This window comes from uncultured Caulobacter sp. (assembly GCF_947036865.1).
Classification (GTDB): domain Bacteria; phylum Pseudomonadota; class Alphaproteobacteria; order Caulobacterales; family Caulobacteraceae; genus Caulobacter.
Genome location: NZ_CAMQSF010000059.1, coordinates 1 through 17,033, shown reverse-complemented (window position 1 = coordinate 17,033; position 17,033 = coordinate 1). Strand labels below are relative to the sequence as shown.

General features: G+C 67.7%; 18 protein-coding genes and 1 pseudogene. 11 read left to right on the top strand and 8 right to left on the bottom strand.

From position 1 onward, the window contains the following. Positions 1 to 224: 224 nt before the first annotated feature. Entirely contained in the window at positions 225 to 1,412 is a 1,188-nt protein-coding gene (locus tag Q0V34_RS19075; RefSeq protein WP_297515406.1) for an acetyl-CoA C-acyltransferase, read from the bottom strand. Between the two features lie 266 nt (positions 1,413 to 1,678). Here Q0V34_RS19075 and Q0V34_RS19070 point away from each other — a divergent pair, with 266 nt between their 5' ends. Further along, positions 1,679 to 4,069: a TonB-dependent receptor gene (locus Q0V34_RS19070; protein ID WP_297515404.1), complete on the top strand. Its 2,391-nt coding sequence runs from the start codon at positions 1,679 to 1,681 to the stop codon at positions 4,067 to 4,069. Positions 4,070 to 4,103: 34 nt separating this feature from the next. Here Q0V34_RS19070 and Q0V34_RS19065 read toward each other — a convergent pair whose 3' ends face one another. The 7 genes and pseudogenes from Q0V34_RS19065 to Q0V34_RS19035 form a co-directional block, all read right to left on the bottom strand. Continuing rightward, positions 4,104 to 4,535 (bottom strand): DUF1330 domain-containing protein, encoded by a 432-nt coding sequence (locus tag Q0V34_RS19065; RefSeq protein ID WP_297515401.1) that lies wholly within the window; start codon positions 4,533 to 4,535, stop codon positions 4,104 to 4,106. Then, positions 4,510 to 5,337: a type II CAAX endopeptidase family protein gene (locus tag Q0V34_RS19060; RefSeq protein ID WP_297515398.1), complete on the bottom strand. Its 828-nt coding sequence runs from the start codon at positions 5,335 to 5,337 to the stop codon at positions 4,510 to 4,512. Before Q0V34_RS19060 ends, Q0V34_RS19065 begins: the two co-directional genes overlap by 26 nt. A gap of 103 nt (positions 5,338 to 5,440) precedes the next feature. Then, positions 5,441 to 6,142, bottom strand: coding sequence for a TPM domain-containing protein (locus Q0V34_RS19055; protein ID WP_297515395.1), 702 nt, complete (start codon positions 6,140 to 6,142; stop codon positions 5,441 to 5,443). Position 6,143: 1 nt separating this feature from the next. Beyond that, positions 6,144 to 6,902: a TPM domain-containing protein gene (locus Q0V34_RS19050; RefSeq protein ID WP_297515393.1), complete on the bottom strand. Its 759-nt coding sequence runs from the start codon at positions 6,900 to 6,902 to the stop codon at positions 6,144 to 6,146. 169 nt (positions 6,903 to 7,071) lie between these two features. Next, positions 7,072 to 7,707 carry a LemA family protein gene (locus tag Q0V34_RS19045; RefSeq protein WP_297515390.1) on the bottom strand — a complete coding sequence of 212 codons (636 nt, stop codon included), beginning with the start codon at positions 7,705 to 7,707 and terminating at the stop codon, positions 7,072 to 7,074. Positions 7,708 to 7,815: 108 nt separating this feature from the next. Continuing rightward, positions 7,816 to 7,933, bottom strand: a pseudogene (locus Q0V34_RS19040) (hypothetical protein); the annotation flags it as partial. Positions 7,934 to 7,935: 2 nt separating this feature from the next. Further along, complete coding sequence (locus Q0V34_RS19035; protein WP_297515386.1) at positions 7,936 to 9,234, bottom strand: acyl-CoA dehydrogenase family protein; 1,299 nt, start codon at positions 9,232 to 9,234, stop codon at positions 7,936 to 7,938. 126 nt (positions 9,235 to 9,360) lie between these two features. Here Q0V34_RS19035 and Q0V34_RS19030 point away from each other — a divergent pair, with 126 nt between their 5' ends. The 10 genes from Q0V34_RS19030 to Q0V34_RS18985 all read left to right on the top strand — a co-directional run bounded on the left by Q0V34_RS19030 (position 9,361) and on the right by Q0V34_RS18985 (position 16,719). Continuing rightward, positions 9,361 to 9,786, top strand: a complete 426-nt coding sequence (locus Q0V34_RS19030) for a hypothetical protein (RefSeq protein ID WP_297515383.1) — start codon at positions 9,361 to 9,363, stop codon at positions 9,784 to 9,786. A 102-nt stretch (positions 9,787 to 9,888) separates the two neighbouring features. Beyond that, the gene (locus tag Q0V34_RS19025; protein ID WP_297515381.1) at positions 9,889 to 10,362 is read left to right on the top strand and encodes a hypothetical protein; all 474 of its coding nucleotides are present in this window, start codon (positions 9,889 to 9,891) and stop codon (positions 10,360 to 10,362) included. Positions 10,363 to 10,630: 268 nt separating this feature from the next. Continuing rightward, on the top strand, positions 10,631 to 10,954 hold the full coding sequence (locus tag Q0V34_RS19020) for a hypothetical protein (protein WP_297515378.1): 324 nt from the start codon (positions 10,631 to 10,633) through the stop codon (positions 10,952 to 10,954). Positions 10,955 to 11,107: 153 nt separating this feature from the next. Continuing rightward, positions 11,108 to 11,347: an acyl-CoA thioesterase domain-containing protein gene (locus Q0V34_RS19015; RefSeq protein ID WP_297515377.1), complete on the top strand. Its 240-nt coding sequence runs from the start codon at positions 11,108 to 11,110 to the stop codon at positions 11,345 to 11,347. Between the two features lie 191 nt (positions 11,348 to 11,538). Beyond that, a complete protein-coding gene (locus Q0V34_RS19010; RefSeq protein ID WP_297515374.1) occupies positions 11,539 to 12,093 on the top strand; it encodes a F0F1 ATP synthase subunit delta in 555 nt (184 codons plus the stop codon). 49 nt (positions 12,094 to 12,142) lie between these two features. Then, positions 12,143 to 13,675 (top strand): F0F1 ATP synthase subunit alpha, encoded by a 1,533-nt coding sequence (atpA, locus tag Q0V34_RS19005; protein ID WP_297515372.1) that lies wholly within the window; start codon positions 12,143 to 12,145, stop codon positions 13,673 to 13,675. A 33-nt stretch (positions 13,676 to 13,708) separates the two neighbouring features. Continuing rightward, positions 13,709 to 14,584, top strand: coding sequence for a F0F1 ATP synthase subunit gamma (locus Q0V34_RS19000; protein WP_297515369.1), 876 nt, complete (start codon positions 13,709 to 13,711; stop codon positions 14,582 to 14,584). Between the two features lie 49 nt (positions 14,585 to 14,633). Further along, positions 14,634 to 16,208 carry a F0F1 ATP synthase subunit beta gene (gene atpD / locus Q0V34_RS18995; RefSeq protein ID WP_297515366.1) on the top strand — a complete coding sequence of 525 codons (1,575 nt, stop codon included), beginning with the start codon at positions 14,634 to 14,636 and terminating at the stop codon, positions 16,206 to 16,208. After that, positions 16,208 to 16,459: a hypothetical protein gene (locus tag Q0V34_RS18990; protein WP_010921275.1), complete on the top strand. Its 252-nt coding sequence runs from the start codon at positions 16,208 to 16,210 to the stop codon at positions 16,457 to 16,459. Before atpD ends, Q0V34_RS18990 begins: the two co-directional genes overlap by 1 nt. Then, entirely contained in the window at positions 16,459 to 16,719 is a 261-nt protein-coding gene (locus Q0V34_RS18985; protein ID WP_297515358.1) for an ATP synthase F1 subunit epsilon, read from the top strand. The genes Q0V34_RS18990 and Q0V34_RS18985 overlap by 1 nt, the downstream gene beginning before the upstream one ends. Positions 16,720 to 17,033: the final 314 nt, after the last annotated feature.

Below are 17,033 nucleotides of genomic sequence, written 5' to 3'. Positions count from 1 at the left end.
CGCCGTTCTCCGTCCTGATCGAAATCAGAAGATTTCGAACAGGCCGGCGGCGCCCCGCCGAGATCGCGAGCAGCGATCTCGGCCGTCTTGGAGTGATGGGCGCCGTTCTCCGTCCTGATCGAAATCAGAAGATTTCGAACAGGCCGGCGGCGCCCCGCCGAGATCGCGAGCAGCGATCTCGGCCGTCTTGGAGTGATGGGCGCCGTTCTCCGTCCTGATCGAAATCAGAAGATTTCGAACAGGCCGGCGGCGCCCATGCCGCCGCCGATGCACATGGTCACGACGCCCAGCTTGGCCTTGCGGCGCTTGCCTTCCAGCAGCAGGTGGCCGGCGCAGCGGGCGCCGGTCATGCCGAACGGGTGGCCGATGGCGATCGAGCCGCCGTTGACGTTGTACTTCTCCGGATCGATGCCCAGGCGATCGCGGCTGTAGAGGCACTGCGAGGCGAAGGCCTCGTTCAGCTCCCAGATATCGATGTCGTCGACCTTCAGGCCGTGACGTTCCAGAAGGCGCGGCACGGCGAAGACCGGGCCGATGCCCATCTCGTCCGGCTCGCAGCCGGCGATGGCGAAGCCCTTGAACAGACCCAGCGGCTCCAGGCCGCGCTTGGCGGCTTCCTTGGCTTCCATGACCACCACGGCGGCCGCGCCGTCCGACAGCTGGCTGGCGTTGCCGGCGGTGATGAAGTTGCCCGGGCCCTTGACGGGCTCCAGCTTGGCGAGGCCTTCCAGCGTGGTGTCCGGACGATTGCACTCGTCCTTGGTGACCACGTAGTCGACCAGGCTCTCTTCCTTGGTCTCCTTGTTGACCACCTTCATCTTGGTGGCCATCGGGACGATTTCGTCGTCGAACAGGCCGGCGGCCTGGGCGGCGGCGATGCGCTGCTGGCTGCGCAGCGAATATTCGTCCTGGTATTCGCGGCTGATATTGTAGCGCTTGGCGACGATGTCGGCGGTGTCGATCATCGCCATCCACAAGGCCGGCTTTTCCTTCATCAGCTTGTCTTCGGTGATGTGGAAGCGGTTCATGTGGCCGCCGCCCTGCACCAGCGAGATCGACTCGACGCCGCCGCCGATGGCGACCGGCGCGCCGTCGTTGCGGACATAGTTGGCCGCCGTGGCGATCGCCTGCAGGCCCGACGAGCAGAAGCGGTTGACCGTCTGGCCCGAGGTGGTGACCGGCAGGCCGGCCCAGATGGCGGCGTTGCGGGCCACGTTCATGCCCGTGGCGCCTTCGGGGCCGCCGCAGCCCAGGACGACGTCCTCGACCTCGGGGCCTTCCAGCTTGGCGCGCGCGACCGCGTGCTGGATGGCGTGGCCGGCCATGGCCGCGCCGTGGGTGTTGTTGAAGCCGCCCCGGTTGGACTTGGCCAGGCCGGTCCGGGCGTAAGAGACGATGACCGCTTCGCGCATCAGGGCGCACTCCCCATTAAACGTTAGTTTGAATTGGCGGCCACCCTAGACCGGCTTCTCGCGACGCGAAAGGTCACGCGCGCGTCAACGTCAATTCGGCCCATTTTTCATACGATTCTTTCGAACGACCTGGACACCGGTGTCCAAGCCTCTGATTTCACGCGACTTCGTTTGAAGTTGACTTTCCTCCTTTCAAGGACGAACGCTGGGGTTGCGCCGGGGGCTCGCCCTAAAGAGCGCGAAAATCGGAGTTCGGGAGGTAATCCATGACCATCGCCACACCGCGCCGTTCGGCGCGTCGCGCGCTGCTGGGCGTCAGCGCGCTGTCCCTCGTCGTCGCCGTTCCAGCCTTGGCGGCGGCGCAGCAGACGGATCAAACCACAATCGAGCAAGTCATCGTCACCGCGACCAAGCGGGACGCGTCGATCCAGGACATTCCGTTCTCGATCAACGCCCAGACCGAAAAGGACATCCAGCGCTCGGGGGCCGTGACGCTGGAAGACCTGTCGCGCAATGTCGCCGGTCTGACGATCCAGAATCTCGGTCCGGGTCAGAGCCAGGTGTCGGTGCGCGGCGTCTCCGCCGGCCAGGTCGTCCGCGACCAGCCCGGGGTCAAGGAGCAGGTCGGGGTCTATCTCGACGAATCGGTGATTTCGCTGTCGCTGTTCACGCCCGATGTCGACCTATTCGACCTTAACCGGGTCGAGACGCTGCGCGGTCCGCAAGGCACGCTGTTCGGCTCGGGCTCGGTGGGCGGCACGATCCGCTACATCACCAACCAGCCCAAGCTGGGCGTGTCGGAGGGCCTGTTCGAGGCCAACGCCAACCTGACCGGCGGCGACGCCTTCGGCGGCAGCGTCAAGGGCATGTTCAACGCCCCGGTGTCCGACAAGGTCGCCATGCGCGCGGTCGGGTACTTGACCCGCTACGGCGGCTTCATCGACGCGCTGCGCGAGGGCGGCAAGGTCGACAAGAACGTCAATGACGGAACGCGCCGGGGCGGGCGCCTGTCGTTCCTGTTCCAGCCGACCGACAATGTCAGCTTCACGCCCCGCGTCGTCTATCAGGAGATCCGGGCCGGCGGCTTCAATCGCCAGGAGACCTTCAACCTCTTCGCCAATCCCAACACCACGACGCGGCCGAAGATCACCCTGGGCAAGCGGCAGCAGTATCTGTTGCTGGACGAAAGCTTCGCCGACGACACGCTGCTGGCCGACATGACGGCCAACGTCAAGCTCGACGGCGTGACCCTGACCTCGGTCAGCAGCTACATCAAGCGCGACATCAGCGTGAACCGCGACGCCAGCGCCCTGACCGGCAGCGTCTCGGTCGATCTCGGCTTTCCGTCCGCGGCGGTGCTGCTGCCGTCCAAGCTGGTCGATACGACGGGTCTGAAGCAGTACACCCAGGAACTGCGCGCCGCCTCGACCGGCGAGGGGCCGCTGCAATGGGTGCTGGGCGGCTTCTATTCGAAGGTCAAGCGCGTCTACAACCAGCGCCTGCCCACGCCCGGCTACGACGCCGCCACCGACGCCAAGCTGGGCGCGGGCACCTCCAAGGCGGTGGCCAACGGCTTCGGGACGGACTCGCCCTACAACGCCTACCTGCCCTACGACATCAAGCAGAAGGCCCTGTTCGGCGAGGTGAACTACACCGTCGGCAAGCTGACCGCGACGGCGGGCGGCCGCTACTACGACTTCAGCGAAACGCGCCAGTTCAAGTCCGGCGGCCTATTCGCCAACGGCGACAACCGCACCGACAAGACCTCGTCGAACGGGTTCACGCCGCGCTTCCTGCTGAGCTACAAGGCCGACGAGCACGTGACCTTCAACGCCCAGGCCTCGAAGGGCTTCCGGCTGGGCGGCGTCAACGACCCGCTGAACATCCCGCTGTGCTCGGCTCAGGACAAGGTGATCTTCGGGGGCTACCAGTCCTACAAGGACGAGACCCTGTGGAACTATGAAGGCGGCATGAAGTCGCGCTTCGGCGGCGTCACCTTCAACGCGGCGGCCTTCTACACCGACATCCGGAACCTGCAGACGACGCTGGACGCCGGCTCGTGCAGCTCGCGCGTCGTGTTCAACGTCGCCAAGGCCCACACCAAGGGCGTCGAGGGCGAGTTCCGGGCGCGCCTGGCGCAGGGGCTCGATATCGGCCTGTCCGGCAGCCTGCTGGAGGCCCAGTTCGACTCGACCGTCAAGGACGGGACGGGCGCGGTGATCGGCGGGATCCGGGACGGCAATCGCCTGCCGTCGGTGCCCAAGTTCCAGGTGTCGTTCGACGTGACCTACACCAAGGAACTGCGCGACGGGGTCAATGGCTACATCAACGCCTCGGTCCAGCACGTCGGCGACCGCTACACCCAGGCCAGCGACCAGGAGAACAATCCTCGCTCGTTCGTCTCGGGCCTGGCCTTCGGCGGGGCGACGGGAACGGTCCCGACGGTGGTGAACCTCAAGCTGCCCGCCTACGAGATCGTCAATCTCAGCGTCGGCGTGCAGATGGCCGACGGCGTCGATCTGGTGGCCTATGTCAACAACCTGTTCGACGAGAACGCGCTGCTGTCGTTCGACCGCGAACGCGGCGGCCGGGCGCGTCTCGGCTACGCGGTCGGTCAGCCGCGCACGGCGGGCGTGACGGTCCGCAAGGCGTTCTGACGAGGGGATGGGGCGGTCGTTTCGGCGGCCGCCCCTATTCGCCGAAGCCCTCCCCCGGGGTCAGGGGCGCCAGGCGGATCAGCCGGGAGTCCGCGACGGCGGCGGTGCGGTGCTTGACCCATTCGCGATAGTCCGCGTTGGTCACCATGGCCAGGAAGGCGCCGGCGTTCGGATATTCGGCGATGAAGGCCAGGTCCCACCGCTCGTCGGTCGGACCGGTGACCACGGTCTCCGGCCGTCCGGCCCAGACCTGGCGTCCGCCCAGGCTCTGGAACAGGGCGGCGGTGGTGCGCCCGTACTCGCGATAGGCCTCAAGGCCCGTCAGGCCCCGGCCGTGATTGGGATGGCCTTGGGGATACTCGGCCAGCGGCTTCAGCCGCACCAGGTTCAGCATCTGGATCGGCGCGTCGCGCGGCAGGGCCTTGAAGGCGTCGAACTGCTCACGAGTCGGATCGATGCTGGCCATGGGGGTCTCCTCCGTCTTGTTGTTCTGGCCGCATGGGAGGCCAGAACCGGAAAAGCGCCAAGCTGAATATGGCCAGCGCCACGGCCTCGGCGGGCCGCGTGCGCCAGGCGCCGGTCGCGCCCAGGGCGTTGATCATCGCGTGCGGGATCAGGCCGGCCACCAGCAGACTGCCTCGGCCATGGACGTGCAGCCAGGTCATTAGCAGCGACAACGCCACCGTCCCCAGGGCGTACCAGCCCAGGTCGCCGATCGGGCTCAGGACGATGCCCGAGAACAGGAAGGCCGGCACATGCCACAGCGTCCAGACGAGGCCTAGGATCACGCCGGCCGTCATCGGCGGCCAGCGCTCCAGCAGACGGGGCAGGGCGTAGCCGCGCCAGCCGAACTCCTCGCCCCAGGGGCCGGAGTTGCGGACAAGCTGGGCGGTGGTCAGCAGCAGAAGCGGCGTGGCGACCAGCACGTCGGAGGGCTTCACCGGCCAGGCCCCCGGCGAGACGAGGCTCAGCGCGAGGGCGATCGCGGGCAAGGCCAGCACGGCGACGATCAAGGTCGCGGCCGTGTCCGGCAAAAGCCGCCGCGCCATCGCCCGCAGGCCGCCGAGGCCGTCCTCGACCGCCGTCAGGCTCAGTCCGACGAGACTGGGCGCGCAGGCGGCGACCAGATAGGCCGGCGAGCCGTAGGCGAATGGGCCGAACAGGGCGGTCAGGGTCTTGGGGAGCAAAAGCCAAAGGCCGCCGACGCCCCAGGTGAGCGCGAAGGTCAGGACGAAGAACAGGCTCAGGCGTCGCTCTCGTCCGGCCATCCCTAAAGCCGACCCCGCCGCCTCTTGAAGCTCGCCTCGACGGCGAGGTCGGCGAGCCCCGACAGAAGATCAGCGGCGAACTCCAGGAGGATCTCGCCCCACATCAGCGTTTCGGCAGGATCGTCAGTCCGTCCGGCAGTTCGTTGCGGTTGTCCGGGCGGGGTGGGACGTGGGCGGCCAGGATCGCGCCGGCCCGCCCGACGGCGGCGACGAAGCCGTCGGCGATCCGGCCGCGCTTGAGGCCGTCGACCAGGTCGGCGACGACCGTGTCCCAGACCGTGTCGGGCGCGGCTTTGTAGATGCCCTCGTCGGCGATCACCTCGACCCGGCGCTCGGCCAGGGCGGCGAAGATCAGGACGCCGGTGCGGTCGCGGGTGACGTGCAGGCCGCGGCTCAGGAACTGCTCCATGGCCGCGCGGCGCACGCGGGCGGCCTTCAGAGAGGCGGGCGTCAGGGCGCGCCGGATCGGCGGCAGCGACACCAGGAGGGCCGCGAGCACGAAGACCACGGCCTGGACGATGATGTAGGTCGACAGCGCCGACAGAATCGCGCCGTCCAGCGCGGCGTGGTGGCCGACGCCCCAGCCGCCGAACAGCCGGGTCAGCATCTCGGGCCGCAAGCCGGCGAACAGCGCGCCGGCCGGCAGCACCAGGGCCGCCGCCGCGGCCCAGACCAGCGGGGTCTCGCGATAGTCCGACACCTCGGGCGCCAGGACGCAGAAGATCTCGCCGGCCGTGGTGGTCTCGGCCTTGGCCACCGCCTCCGCGATGCGGTCGAGGTCCCGGGGGTTCATCTTCACCGCCATCTCACCAGCTCCCCGAACTGCCGCCGCCGCCGAACGAGCCGCCGCCGCCCGAGAAGCCGCCGCCGCCTCCGCCCCAGTCGTTGTCGCCGCCGCCCCAGCCGCCGCCTCGGCCGCTGTTGTTCAGCGCGCCCAGGATGATCCATGGCAGGGCCGAGCCGAAGCCGTCGCCGCCGCGCCGACCCCGGAACAGGCTCGAGAACACGAAGACGACGAACAGGAAGACGAAGAAGCCGGCGATCGGCGAGCCCTTGGCCTTGTGGCGTTCGGGCTGGCTGGCCTGCGCGACGCGGGCCTTGGCCTGGTCGGCGGGCAGGGACAGCTGCTCGACCAGGGCGTCGGTCCCCGCGACGATGCCGCCCTGCATGTCGCCGTCGCGGAACTTCGGCAGGATCGCGCTCTGGATGATGACGCTGGAGAGCGCGTCGGTCAGCACCGGCTCAAGGCCATAGCCGACCTCGATCCGCACCTTCCGCTCGTTGGGCGCGACCAGCAGGATGACGCCGGTGTTCTTGTCCTTCTCGCCGATCCCCCAGGTGCGCCCCAGCTGATAGCCGTAGTCCTCGATCGGATAGCCCTGCAGGCTGGGCACGGTGGCGACGACCAGCTGGCGGCCGGTGGTGGTCTCGAGGTTTTCGAGCTTGGCGGTCAGGTCCTGCTCGGTCTGGGGCGACAGGATCTGGGCGTCGTCGACCACCCGACCAGTCAGAGGCGGGAACTTCGGGTCGGCGAGGGCGGGGAGGGCGACCGTGAGGGCCGTCATCAACGCCAGCAAAAATCCGCTGATCCCCGCCCACGGGTCGCGCGGGGCGCGCGCCCGAGGATGAACTCCGGCGGGGACCCAAGCGGACTTGGCCACGCCGCCGCCGCGCGAGGCTGTCTGGCTCGGCTTGGGTCCCCGCTTTCGCGGGGAAAAGCGGAAGATATTCAACTCAATTGACCTTCGGCGGGGTCGCGGTCGGCGGGCTGGAGAAGTCCACCGTCGGCGCGCTCTGCGCCGCGGCCGTGGCCTGGAACAGCTGGGCGGGCTTCTGGCCGCTATAGACCGTCTTGGCCCACAGGATGCTGGGGAAGGTCCGCAGGGTGGTGTTGTACTTCTGGGCGGCCGCGTTGTAGTCGCGGCGCGCGATCGTGATGCGGTTCTCGGTGCCTTCCAGCTGGCTTTGCAGCGCCAGGAAGTTCTCGTTGGACTTCAGCTCCGGATAGCGCTCCTGCACCACCATCAGCCGGCCCAGCACGCCCGACAGCTGGTCCTGGGCGGCGGCGAACTTCTGGAACTGGGCCGGGTCGGTGATGGTCGAGGCGTCGACCTTGACCTGGGTGGCGCTGGCGCGGGCCTGGGTGACGGCGGTCAGCACGTCCTTCTCCTGGGCCGCGTAGCCCTTCACGGTCGCGACCAGGTTCGGGATCAGGTCGGCGCGGCGCTGGTACTGGTTCTGCACCTCGGCCCAGGCGGCCTTGGTGGCCTCGTCCTGGGTGGGGATGGTGTTGATCCCGCAGCCGGCCAGCGCGGCGGGGATGGCCACGATCAGGGCCGTGCGCGAAACATTACGGACGAGTCGGTTCATCAGGCTCTCCCAGTGCGAACATGTATGTTCGCGTACCGCTGTTAGATAGCGCGTCCATTGATACACGTCAGGTCGCGACAGGTTAAACCTTATCCATGTCGGCTCCCACCCTGCGTCCTTCGAGGCCCGCTTGGGAGCGGGCGCCTCAGGATGAGGAATTCCGAGCGGTGCGCGCGAACGCCTCATCCTGAGGTGCGAGGCGTAGCCGAGCCTCGAAGGACGCAGGGCCTAAAGGTCCGCGAAGGCCTGCTTGCGCGGACCCATATAGCCGAACAGCCAGGCGGCGACCTTGCGCATCTGGATCTCCTCGCTGCCCTCGGTGATCCGATAGCGGCGGTGGTGGCGATAGATGTGTTCGAACGGCTTATGGCGCGAATAGCCGAGGCCGCCGTGGATCTGCATGGCCCGGTCGGCCGCCTCGCAGCACAGGCGATTGGCCCAGTAGTTGCACATCGAGACCTTGTCGGAGAGGCGCTTCTCCACCTCGACCTTCGACATCTGGTCCATCTCCCAGGCGGTCTTGCGGATCAGCAGGCGCAGCATCTCGGCCTGGGTCGACAGCTCGACGATCGGGAACTGGATGGCCTGGTTCTCGGCCAGCGCCTTGCCGAACGGCTTGCGGGCCCGGGCGTACTTGATGCTCTCCTCGATGCAGTAGGTCGCCGCGCCCAGGCTGGAGGCCGCCTGGCGGATGCGGTTCTCGTGCACGAAGTGCTGGGCCAGCGCCAAGCCGCCGCCCTCGGGGCCGAACATGGCGCTGTCGGGGACCCAGACGTCGGTGAAGCTGACGCGCGGGTGGTCGGTCGGCATGTTGAAGGTCCAGAGGTACTCCTCGACCTTCACGCCGGGCGCGTGGGCCGGCACCAGGAAGGCGGTGATGCCCCGCGCGTCGCCGTCCTCGCCCGAGGTGCGGGCGAACAGGCAGCAGTGCGTGGCCGCTTGCATGCCCGTGGTCCACATCTTCTCGCCGTTGATCCGCCAGCCGGCCTCGCCGTGATGCTCGGCGCGGACGGCGCGGGTCTCCATGTGGGTGGCGTCCGAGCCATGGTCGGGCTCGGTCAGGCCGAAGGTCGGGCGGAAGGCGCCCCGGTCCAGCATGTCCTCGATCAGGTGCTGCTGGTCGGGCCGGCCGAAGTCGCGGATCATCAGCACGAACGGGTTGTTGCCGACGATCGAGTGTTCGTTCTGCAGGTCGTTGAAGAGGCCCAGGCCCTTGGACGCCAGATGCTCGCGGATCACCGCCATCCAGAGGTTGGAGCCGTCGCGGCCGCCATAGGCCTTGGGCAGGGCGAAGCGGTAATGGCCAGCTTGGTCGGCCAGCTTGCGGGCCTTGGCCAGCAGTTCCTCCCACTCGTGGCGCGGCAGGCCGCCCATGTCCCAGTCGGTGCGGGCCCATTCGCGGCGATGATCGAAGAACCGCTCGTTGTCGTCGCGGGCCTGCAGCGGCGCGATCTCGCGGTCGATGAAGGCGTCGAGCTCGGCCAGATAGGCGGTCAGCTCCGGCGGCAGGTGGAAGTCCATGGGCAAGCCTCCCTCGCGCATCTGTTCTGGTTGTTCCCGCGACACTATGGCCGCCCGCCGCCCGGGGCCAACCGTGCCCTTGGGGAACGGGCTTTAACCGGTCCTTGACCAGATCCGGCTAAGCTCGCCGCCATGATCACCATGGCCGTCTTCGCGATCATCGGCGCGGCGCTCGGGATGTTCGTTCGTCCCCGACCGCTCGGCGTGGCGTTGTCGATCCTGCTGGCCCTGACCGTCGAGGGCGTGGTGTTCTGGGTCATCAGCGTGATGGCGCGCCAGCCGAACCGCGAGGTCTTGATCCTCCGCCTGCGGGAGGCGTTCGGGGCGGACCTCATCGGCATGGCCGGACCGATCGCGGCGGCGACGATCAGCGCCCTGTTCGCCGCCGTGCTCGGCGATCTCACGGCGCCGAAAAAGCCCCGCATGGTGCTGAACGCCGACGAAATCCAGCGCCGGGCCGGCAAGGACGGCCGCTACGCCCGCGCCAAGGGCATGGTCGAGGAGCGCGCCATCCACGCCCAGGCCGAGAGCCGGATCGACTCGATTCTGGGGCTTTAGGCGCTCGCTCTCGGGATCGGGCGTGCTCGACCTCCCGGATCAACCAGAACTTTAGCTTTTCGGCCCTAGATTGTGTCGCGTGGTTCTAGAGCGGAGCACGCGATGAGTTTTGGGAAGCGTGAAACCCCGCCGGTGGCGGCATCGCGCTACAGGGCGCTTGAAAGCCGAGGCGCTCAGCGGTCCCGGGGACGTATCGGCTATGTCTGGGCGTTTCTGGCGATTACGGTCAGTGGCTTCGCTGGCCCGGCGATCATGGCTTGCATGCCCGCGCTGAATCCCGCGGGAGCCAGCCAGGCTCAGGTCGCGCTCGTCACGCTGACATCCGTTCTGCCGTCCCTGCTGGCCGTCTGCGCCCTCGTGCTGTCGCTGATCGATCTTGGACTGAAGGTCCTGGGGCGGCGTAGAGCGTGGCTCTATGGCGTGCTCGCTGGTCCAGGCGTCTTTCTGGTCTTCAACGGCGTGATGTCGATCGGCTCCCCCAGCGACCCGCTTTGGCTTCTCCGATTGACCGTGGCTCCGGCGATGATCGGCGGATTTGTGCTGGGCAGCTTTCGAACCGCCTCCCAGCCGTCATAGCGGCGGCGCGATCCTCGCCCTTTCCGCGCTCGCTTCGCCGCTTTCGGACCGAAACCCTCGTTTTCCGAAAATTCGAGCCGACCGCGAAATTGCCCTTGCGCAATTTCTTATCACTGATATCTAAGCGATGCTTAGTTCGGATCCGAAGCACTGGTGGGGATACCGGTGCGCCACGCCTGGAAGGGTGGCGGGTTCCGATCGGCCAGTAGAGCTTATCACCGATCATCGATCTGACCGCAACTTCCCCAGACACCGGAGGGCTTTTCCGATGAAGCTCCGTTCGCTGGCGGCCGTCGCCGCCCTCGCCACCCTGACTTTCGCCGGTTCGGCCTTCGCCGACGGCCGCATCTCCGCCGCCCTGGACGCCCCCGTGGCGGCCAAGACCAAGGTCGTCGCCGGCGGCGCCGTCTTCGTCTGCGAGGGCGCCGAGTGCGTCTCGGCCCAAGCCCCCTCGCGGGCCCTCACCGCGGCCGCCTGCAAGGCGCTCGCCAAGGAAGTGGGCCGCGTCTCGGCCTTCGCCGGCGAAGCCAAGTCGCTGGACGCCGACGACCTGACCCGCTGCAACGCCTCGGCCAAGGTCGCGGCTAAGTAAGAACACGTATCGCTTTACCCTAGTACCCAGACGCTTTGGGGTCGTCGTTTCTCCGGCCCCGTCTGGCTGTTTCCTCGAGTATTCGCCTCCACGAGGCGGCGGGACCTCTCCGCCGCCTCTTTTCTTTTTCGCGCGCGGGTATAGTTGACGCCCATGGACACGAGCCTCTCCGCACAGCTGGAATCCGTTCTGCGCAAGGCCGCGGGCGAGGGAACGGCCCTGGCGTCGATGACCGTCGACTACGCCGCCGAGACCGGCGACGACGACCTTTCGTCCAAGGCCTGGATCGAGCGCGCCACCCGGACTCTGGTCTTCGCCCAGGCCGAACTGCGGCGCGGCGACGGGGCTTTGGCCGCCTCGGCGTCGGCGGTGTTCCGTCGCGCCGGGGACTGAACAACCCGGAGGCCGCGCCCGCTTGGTTGCGACCGCGAAAGGCCCGTGTTATCAGGCGCGCGGCTTCGGACGGGGCGGCGCGGCAGCGCCGACCGTCCATGTGCTTTTTTCAAGCGCGCTCAAGCCTTTAAGCCGCGACAGGGGTTAAACTTCTTGTCGGCGGCCACTGCAACGCACCGGGCGGATACCAAGTGGCGGACGAAACCAAGGCGACGGATGCGGGTCAGCGCTATGCGCAGTCCCTCTTCGAACTGACGATCGAGAACGGCAATCTCACTCAGGTCGAGGCCGACCTGAAGAGCCTGAAGGCGATGGTCGCCGACAGCGCCGACCTGCGCCGCCTGATCGCCTCGCCCGCCTTCTCGGCCGAGGACAAGGGCAAGGGCCTGGCCGCCGTGGCCAAGAAGGCCGGCTTCCAGCCGCTGACCGTCAAGTTCCTGGGCGTCGTCGCCGCCAACGGCCGCGTCGCCGACCTGCTGGGCGCCATCTCGGCCTTTTCCGAGCTGTCGGCCAAGCATCGCGGCGTGGTGACGGCGGAAGTCGTCTCGGCCGCCGCCCTGTCGCCCGCCCAGCTGAAGGGCGTGCAAACGGCCCTGGCCCAGGCCCTGGGCAAGACCCCCGAGGTTTCCACGCGCGTCGATCCGTCCCTGCTGGGCGGCCTGAAGGTGCGCGTCGGTTCGCGTCTCTTCGACGCTTCGCTCCGTTCGAAGCTCGATTCCCTGAAATTCGCCCTGAAGCGCGCCTGAGCGTATAAGCGCGCCCAAAAAGATTAGATCGCAGAGAGCCCTGAAGACCATGGACATCCGCGCCGCCGAGATTTCGGCCATCCTCAAGTCGCAGATCGCCAACTTCGGCGAGGAAGCCGCCGTCTCGGACGTCGGCCAGGTGCTGTCCGTCGGTGACGGCATCGCCCGCATCTACGGCCTGGACAACGTCCAAGCCGGCGAAATGCTGGAGTTCCCGAAGGCCGGCGTGAAGGGCATGGCCCTGAACCTCGAGCGCGACAATGTCGGCGCCGTGATCTTCGGCGCCGACGCCGAGATCAAGGAAGGCGACGAAGTCCGCCGCCTGGGCGAGATCGTCGACGTGCCGGTCGGCAAGGGCCTCCTGGGCCGCGTCGTCAACCCGCTGGGCGAGCCGATCGACGGCAAGGGCCCGATCCAATACACCGAGCGTCGCCGCGTCGACGTCAAGGCGCCGGGCATCATCCCGCGCAAGTCGGTGCACGAGCCGGTGCAAACGGGCCTGAAGTCGATCGACACCCTGATCCCGGTCGGCCGCGGCCAGCGCGAGCTGATCATCGGCGACCGTCAGACCGGCAAGACCGCCGTCGCCATCGACACCATCCTGAACCAGAAGGCCGTGAACGCCGGCAAGGACGAGAGCGCCAAGCTCTACTGCGTCTATGTCGCCATCGGCCAGAAGCGCTCGACCGTCGCCCAGATCGTCAAGACCCTGGAAGAGCACGGCGCCCTGGAATACACGACCGTCGTCGTGGCCTCGGCCTCGGAGCCGGCCCCGCTGCAGTACCTGGCCCCGTTCGCCGGCTGCGCCATGGGCGAGTGGTTCCGCGACAACGGCCTGCACGGCCTGATCATCTATGACGATCTGTCGAAGCAAGCCGTCGCCTATCGTCAGATGTCGCTGCTGCTGCGCCGCCCGCCGGGCCGCGAAGCCTATCCGGGCGACGTCTTCTATCTGCACTCGCGCCTGCTGGAACGCGCCGCGAAGCTGAACGAGGACAACGGTTCGGGCTCGCTGACGGCCCTGCCGATCATCGAAACCCAGGCCAACGACGTGTCGGCCTACATCCCGACCAACGTGATCTCGATTACCGACGGCCAGATCTTCCTGGAAACCGACCTGTTCTACCAAGGCATCCGTCCGGCCGTGAACGTCGGCATCTCGGTGTCGCGCGTCGGCTCGTCGGCCCAGATCAAGGCGATGAAGCAGGTCGCCGGCCCGATCAAGGGCGAGCTGGCCCAGTACCGTGAAATGGCCGCCTTCGCGAAGTTCGGCTCCGACCTGGACGCCTCGACCCAGAAGATGCTGGCCCGCGGCGAGCGCCTGACCGAGCTGCTGAAGCAGCCGCAATACGCGCCGCAGTCGGTCGAGGAGCAGGTCTGCGTGATCTACGCCGGCACGCGTGGCTACCTCGACAAGATCCCGACCTCGGCCGTGCGCCGGTTCGAGACCGAGTTCCTGGCCCGCCTGCACAGCCAGCACGCCGACCTGCTGGAAGGCATCCGCACCAAGAAGGCGCTCGACAAGGATCTGGAAGCGACGCTGAAGAGCGCGCTCGACAGCTTCTCGTCGACCTTCGCCTAAGCCCTCGGAACCGCTCGGAGAGAGTCGCGCCGAATGGCCAGCTTGAAGGAAATGCGCAATCGGATCTCGAGCGTCAAAGCGACGCAAAAGATCACGAAAGCGATGCAGATGGTGGCGGCGGCCAAGCTGCGCCGGAGCCAGGACGCGGCGGAAGCCGCCCGTCCTTACGCCCGGCGTCTGGCCAGTGTCATCGCCAACCTCGCCGCCGGCGTGTCCGGCGACGGCGCCCCGAAACTCCTGGCCGGCACCGGCAAGGACGACCGCCACCTGGTGGTGGTCGCCGCCGCCGATCGCGGCCTGGCGGGCGGTTTCACCTCGTCGATCGTCCGCGCCGCGCGCGCCCACATCGACGGCCTGATCAAGCAGGGCAAGGACGTCCGCGTGATCTGCGTCGGCAAGAAGGTGACGGCCCAGCTGGCCAAGCCCTATGCCGGCCGGATCGTCGAGACCTTCGACCTGTCGGCCTACCGCCAGCTGACCCTGTCGGTGGCCCAGCCGATCGCCGACCTGATCACCCGCGAATACGAAGCGGGTCAGACCGACGTGGTCACGCTGTTCTACAGCCGCTTCAAGTCGGTGGTGCAGCAGGTCCCGACCGGCCTGCAGCTGATCCCGGCGACCGTCGAGGGCGTCGAAGCCCCCGCCGGTCCGACGGCGGTCTACGAGTACGAGCCCTCGGAAGAGGCCATTCTCGAGACCCTGCTGCCGCGCAACCTGACGGTCCAGATCCTCTCGGCCCTCTTGGACAACATGGCCGGCTTCTACGCCAGCCAGATGACCGCGATGGACAACGCCACGCGCAACGCGGGCGAGATGATCAAGCGCTACACCCTCGAATACAACCGTTCCCGCCAGGCCCAGATCACCAAGGAGCTGATCGAGATCATCTCCGGCGCCGAAGCCGTCTGATCTAGCCTAACGACACAAGCACGCAGAGACGCACGAAAGACCGCACGCCATGGCCAAGACCCCCGCTAAGGCTACCGCCGCCGCCGAGACCCCGGCCGCCGCTCCCGCCAAGAAGCCCGCCGCGCGCAAGCCGGCCGCCCCGAAGGCCGCCGCCGCGTCGGCCCCGACCGCCTCGGTCGGTCTGGACGGCGCCACCGGCCGCCTCGTCCAGATCATCGGCGCCGTCGTCGACGTCGAGTTCGACGGCGCTCTGCCGGCGATCCTGAACGCGCTGGAGACCGTCAACCAGGCCACCGGGCAGCGCCTGGTGTTCGAGGTCGCCCAGCACCTGGGCCAAAACACCGTCCGCGCCATCGCCATGGACGCCACCGAAGGTCTGGTGCGCGGTCAGGCCGTGCGCGACACCGGCGCCCCGATCCGCGTGCCGGTCGGTCCGGGCACCCTGGGCCGCATCATGAACGTGGTCGGCGAGCCGATCGACGAGCAGGGCCCGATCAAGTCGGACCTCTATCGCCAGATCCACCGCGACGCCCCGACCTTCGCCGAGCAGACCAACACGGCCGAAGTGCTCGTCACCGGCATCAAGGTCATCGACCTGATGTGCCCCTACACCAAGGGCGGCAAGATCGGCCTGTTCGGCGGCGCCGGCGTCGGCAAGACCGTGACGATGCAGGAACTGATCAACAACATCGCCAAGGCTTACGGCGGTTACTCGGTTCTGGCGGGCGTCGGCGAGCGCACCCGCGAAGGCAACGACCTCTATCACGAGATGATCGAGAGCAAGGTCAACGTCGACCCGAAGGAAAACGGCGGCTCGACCGAAGGCTCGCGTTGCGCCCTCGTGTACGGCCAGATGAACGAACCCCCGGGCGCCCGCGCCCGCGTCGCCCTGACGGGCCTCTCGATCGCGGAATACTTCCGTGACGAGGAAGGCAAGGACGTGCTGCTGTTCGTCGACAACATCTTCCGCTTCACGCAAGCCGGCGCCGAAGTGTCGGCTCTGCTGGGCCGCATCCCCTCGGCCGTGGGCTACCAGCCCACCCTGGCCACCGAGATGGGCAACCTGCAGGAGCGCATCACCTCGACGAACAAGGGCTCGATCACCTCGGTCCAGGCCATCTACGTGCCCGCCGACGACCTGACCGACCCGGCGCCGGCCACCTCGTTCGCCCACTTGGACGCCACCACCGTGCTGTCGCGCGACATCGCGGCCCAGGCCATCTTCCCGGCCGTGGACCCGCTGGACTCGACCTCGCGGATCATGGACCCGCTCGTCATCGGCGAGGAGCACTACACGGTCGCCCGCCGCGTCCAGGAAGTGCTGCAGCAGTACAAGGCCCTGAAGGACATCATCGCCATCCTGGGCATGGACGAGCTGTCGGAAGAGGACAAGCTGATCGTGGCCCGCGCCCGCAAGATCCAGCGCTTCCTCAGCCAGCCGTTCCACGTCGCCGAGCAGTTCACCAACACGCCGGGCGCCTTCGTCCAGCTGAAGGACACGATCCGCTCGTTCAAGGGCATCGTGGACGGTGAGTACGACCACCTGCCGGAAGGCGCCTTCTACATGGTCGGCGCCATCGAGGAAGCCGTGGCCAAGGCCGAGAAGATGGCGGCCGAAGCCTGATGACCGAAGACGCGGACCTGGCCAATTTCTGCTGCGACGAGCTGGCCGAAGCGGTGTCTCCGGACGCCAACGCCGGCCTCATCGAGCATGACAGCGGCCTGATCCTGCTGAATCTCGGCGAACGCGAGGAAGAGGGCGAGACGGGCGTGGTGCTGGCCACCATCCGCTTCTGCCCCTTCTGCGGGACCGAGATCCAGACCGATGAAGACATCGAGGCCGCCCTGGGCGGCGTCGAGGAGACGTTCAACTGATGGCCAAGCTGCACTTTTCCCTGGTCGCCCCCGAGCGCGAACTGTTCTCGGGCGAGGTGGACCTGGTCCAGGCTCCGGGCTCGGAAGGCGACTTCGGCGTCCTGGCCGGCCACGCCCCGTTCATGACCACCCTGCGCGAAGGCAAGGTGACCGTGAAGGACGGCGCGACGACCAAGGTGTTCGACATCCAGGGCGGCTTCGCCGATGTCGGTCCCGACGGCCTGACCATCCTGGCCGAGCACGCCGTCGAAGCGGCCTGACGCTCGCCGCCGACGCGTTCGAAGCGCCCTCGATCCTCGCGGATCGGGGGCGTTTTCGTTTCAAGCGCGAAAAAATTACATCTGTGACCCAATCTCCGCCTCAATCGGTAGCCATAAGGGTTGCGAGGGACAGCCTGTCGGCTTTAATGCCGACCTCTCGTCTTGTTGGGGATATCCAGCCTATGCGCCTTGCGCTCGCCAGCCTGATCGCCGTCAGCGCGGTCTCGACCGCCGCCGTCGCTCAGCAGCAAACCACCGCTCCGGCGCCCGCCGCCGCTCCGGCCGCCGCGCCCGCCCAGACCGCGCCGGCCCAA